Annotated in this window: 4 protein-coding genes; 3 read left to right on the forward strand and 1 reads right to left on the reverse strand. The window is 62.6% G+C overall.

Features of this window, described 5'->3' with window-relative positions; translation table 11 throughout:
• Positions 1-28: 28 nt before the first annotated feature.
• The gene (locus OC610_RS23015) at positions 29-325 is read right to left on the reverse strand and encodes a DUF1330 domain-containing protein (protein ID WP_264431076.1); all 297 of its coding nucleotides are present in this window, start codon (positions 323-325) and stop codon (positions 29-31) included.
• A 79-nt stretch (positions 326-404) separates the two neighbouring features.
• Between OC610_RS23015 and ribBA the strand changes: the two genes are divergently transcribed.
• The 3 genes from ribBA to OC610_RS23030 form a co-directional block, all read left to right on the forward strand.
• Positions 405-1,514: a bifunctional 3,4-dihydroxy-2-butanone-4-phosphate synthase/GTP cyclohydrolase II gene (gene ribBA / locus OC610_RS23020; protein WP_264431077.1), complete on the forward strand. Its 1,110-nt coding sequence runs from the start codon at positions 405-407 to the stop codon at positions 1,512-1,514.
• Positions 1,515-1,871: 357 nt separating this feature from the next.
• The gene (locus OC610_RS23025) at positions 1,872-2,897 is read left to right on the forward strand and encodes an ABC transporter substrate-binding protein (RefSeq protein ID WP_264431079.1); all 1,026 of its coding nucleotides are present in this window, start codon (positions 1,872-1,874) and stop codon (positions 2,895-2,897) included.
• The coding region (locus tag OC610_RS23030) for an ABC transporter permease (protein ID WP_264431080.1) at positions 2,894-3,729 on the forward strand (836 nt) is incomplete at its 3' end. The genes OC610_RS23025 and OC610_RS23030, both read left to right, overlap by 4 nt.

Genomic DNA, 3,729 nt, shown 5'->3' on the forward strand with positions numbered 1-3,729 from the left:
CAGCTCCTACGCAGCTTTTACACCGCTCCTATAGGGGAGTCATGCCCTCGACAATGATCACTTCGGCACGCGCCACGCCTGCGCGGTGCTTCTTCGCCTCCTGATACTCCGCCGAGTGATAGCAGGCCAGCGCCTGTTCATAGGAATCGAATTCGATCACCACGCTGCGCTGCGGCGTGGCCCTGCCCTCCATCGCCTCACTGCGCCCGCCCCGGGCCAGCATTCGCCCGCCATACAAGGCAAACGCCGCTGGCGCCCGCTGGGTGTATTGGCTGTATTGATCGGGGTCGGTGACATCCACATGAGCAATCCAGTACGCCTTCATAGTGACCTCTCGGTTTATTTTGTATTATGGTATACCACATTAACGTTCCAGCAAGCCCATCAAACAAAGAGAGCCCGACATGGCCTTTAACAGCATTCAGGAAATCATCGAAGACTACCGCCAGGGCAAGATGGTGTTGCTGGTGGATGACGAAGATCGGGAAAACGAAGGCGACCTGCTGCTGGCCGCCGACTGCTGCAATGCCCAGGCGATCAGCTTTATGGCCCGGGAAGCGCGCGGATTGATTTGCCTGACCCTGACCGACGAGCATTGCCAGCGCCTGGGTCTCGAGCAGATGGTGCCGAGCAACGGTAGCGTGTTCAGCACGGCGTTCACCGTGTCCATCGAGGCCGCCATCGGCGTGACCACCGGCATTTCCGCCGCCGACCGGGCACGCACCGTTGCCGCCGCCGTGGCCGCCGATGCCGGGCCCAACGACATTGTGCAACCGGGGCATATCTTCCCGCTGCGGGCCAAGGAAGGCGGCGTGCTCACCCGCGCCGGGCACACCGAAGCCGGTTGCGACCTGGCGCGCCTGGCAGGTTTCACCCCGGCCTCGGTGATCGTCGAAGTGATGAACGACGACGGCACCATGGCCCGTCGGCCGGACTTGGAGATCTTCGCTCGCAAGCACGACATCAAGATCGGCACGATCGCCGACCTGATCCACTACCGCCTGAGCACCGAGCACACCGTCGTGCGCATCGGTGAACGGGAATTGCCGACGGTGCACGGCACCTTCCGCCTGTTCACCTTTGAAGACCGCATCGAAGGCGGCGTGCACATGGCGATGGTCATGGGCGACATCCGCCGGGAAGAGCCGACCCTGGTGCGCGTTCATGTGATCGACCCGCTGCGCGACCTGGTCGGCGCCGAATACAACGGCCCGTCCAACTGGACGTTATGGGCGGCGCTGCAACGGGTCGCCGAAGAAGGCCGTGGCGTGGTGGTGGTGCTGGCGAACCATGAATCGTCCCAGGCCTTGCTTGAGCGTGTGCCTCAACTCACCCAACCGCCCCGCCAGTTCAGCCGTTCCCAATCGCGCATCTATTCTGAAGTAGGCACGGGCGCGCAGATCCTGCAGGACCTGGGCGTCGGGAAACTGCGGCACCTGGGCCCGCCGCTCAAGTACGCGGGGTTGACCGGGTATGACCTGGAGGTGGTGGAGAGTATTCCGTTCGCGGGATAACCCGAGGCTGAACAAAAATCCCTGTGGGAGCGAGCTTGCTCGCGATTGCGGTGTGTCAGTCGCCATTGATGTCGACAGATCCATTGCCATCGCGAGCAAGCTCGCTCCCACAGAATGCATGAACATAGAGAATTTCCGCTCGAGACAGATGGCCGGTACGGCAAAGTGCTTGCAGAAAGTTTGGAATACCATAATATGATATTCCATAGACCGAACGCTCCAGCCAAGTGCCCCCGACAGGGAAAGCACAAACAACAGCCCTTGGCACGGTCGTCTTTAAGGCCAGATGGACCTACTGCTCCCGATAGGTGGGCGAACAGAAGCCCACTCAATAAACACAACAATGAGGGCGTGAAAATGGTGTTGAAGAAAAGTGCAGCCGCAATTCTTTTTGCCGGCCTGCTGAGTGTCACCAGCCAGGCGACGATGGCCGCTGAAAGCGTCAACTTCGTCAGTTGGGGTGGCAGCACCCAGGACGCGCAGAAACAGGCCTGGGCCGATCCGTTCAGCAAGGCCAGCGGCATCACCGTGGTCCAGGACGGCCCGACCGACTACGGCAAGCTCAAGGCCATGGTCGAAAGTGGCAACGTGCAGTGGGACGTGGTCGACGTCGAGGCCGACTTCGCCCTGCGCGCCGCCGCCGAAGGCCTGCTCGAGCCCCTCGACTTCTCGGTCGTGCAGCGCGACAAGATCGACCCGCGCTTCGTCTCCGACCACGGCGTCGGCTCCTTCTACTTCTCGTTCGTGCTCGGCTACAACGAAGGCAAGCTCGGTTCGGGCAAGCCCCAGGACTGGTCCGCGCTGTTCGACACCAAGACCTACCCCGGCAAGCGCGCCCTCTACAAATGGCCGAGCCCTGGCGTGCTGGAACTGGCCCTGCTGGCTGACGGCGTGACCCAGGACAAGCTCTATCCGCTGGACCTGGACCGCGCCTTCAAGAAGCTCGACACCATCAAGAAAGACATCGTCTGGTGGGGCGGCGGCGCCCAGTCCCAGCAGCTGCTCGCGTCCGGCGAAGCCAGCATCGGCCAGTTCTGGAACGGTCGTATCTACGCCCTGCAACAAGACGGCGCGCCAGTTGGCGTAAGCTGGAAACAGAACCTGGTCATGGCCGACATCCTGGTCATCCCGAAAGGCTCGAAAAACAAGGCCGCCGCCATGAAGTTCCTGGCCAACGCCAGCAGCGCCAAGGGCCAGGCCGACTTCTCCAACCTGACCGCCTACGCGCCGGTCAACGTCGACAGCGTTGCACGCCTGGATTCGGTGCTTGCCCCCAACTTGCCGACCGCCTACGCCAAGGATCAGATCACGCTTGATTTTGCGTACTGGGCCAAGAACGGTCAGGACATCGCGACACGGTGGAACGAATGGCTGGTCAAATGAAAATGACGGCAGCGGCAACCCCTCGCACCGGGAGCGCCACCGGCCCTGCCGGTTCGGCAAGCGCTGCGACCGTGACGCCGAAACAGACGCCGTCCCTGGCACAACGCTGGCGGGGTGCGGGCAACCTGCTCCCGGCCCTGCTGTTCCTCGGCCTGTTTTTCCTGGCGCCGCTGATCGGCCTGCTGCTGCGCGGGGTGCTGGAGCCGGTGCCGGGCCTGGGCAACTACGAGCAACTGTTCGCCAACTCGGCCTACGCCCGGGTGTTGTTCAATACCTTTTCGGTGGCTGGGCTGGTGACACTGTTCAGCCTCTTGCTGGGCTTCCCGCTGGCCTGGGCGATTACCCTGGTGCCCCGTGGCTGGGGCCGCTGGATGCTGAACATCGTGCTGCTGTCGATGTGGACCAGCCTGCTGGCCCGCACCTACTCCTGGCTGGTGCTGCTGCAAGCCTCGGGCGTGGTGAACAAGGCGTTGATGGCGCTGGGCATCATCGATCAGCCGCTGGAAATGGTGCACAACCTCACCGGCGTGGTGATCGGCATGAGCTACATCATGATCCCGTTCATCGTCCTGCCGTTGCAGGCGACCATGCAAGCCATCGACCCGATGATCCTGCAGGCCGGCTCCATCTGCGGCGCCAGCCCCTGGACCAACTTCTTCCGGGTGTTCCTGCCGCTGTGCCGGCCAGGGCTGTTCTCGGGCGGGCTGATGGTCTTCGTGATGTCCCTCGGTTACTACGTGACCCCGGCGCTGCTGGGCGGCGCGCAGAACATGATGCTGCCTGAATTCATCATCCAGCAGGTGCAATCGTTCCTCAACTGGGGCCTGGCCAG

This window comes from Pseudomonas agronomica (assembly GCF_025917275.1).
Lineage (GTDB): Bacteria > Pseudomonadota > Gammaproteobacteria > Pseudomonadales > Pseudomonadaceae > Aquipseudomonas > Aquipseudomonas agronomica.

Bases quoted from the DNA above. Each gene is read 5' to 3' on its own strand.
- OC610_RS23015 (WP_264431076.1), bottom strand. From the start codon at position 325: ATGAAGGCGTACTGGATTGCTCATGTGGATGTCACCGACCCCGATCAA.
- ribBA (WP_264431077.1), top strand. From the start codon at position 405: ATGGCCTTTAACAGCATTCAGGAAATCATCGAAGACTACCGCCAGGGC.
- OC610_RS23025 (WP_264431079.1), top strand. From the start codon at position 1,872: ATGGTGTTGAAGAAAAGTGCAGCCGCAATTCTTTTTGCCGGCCTGCTG.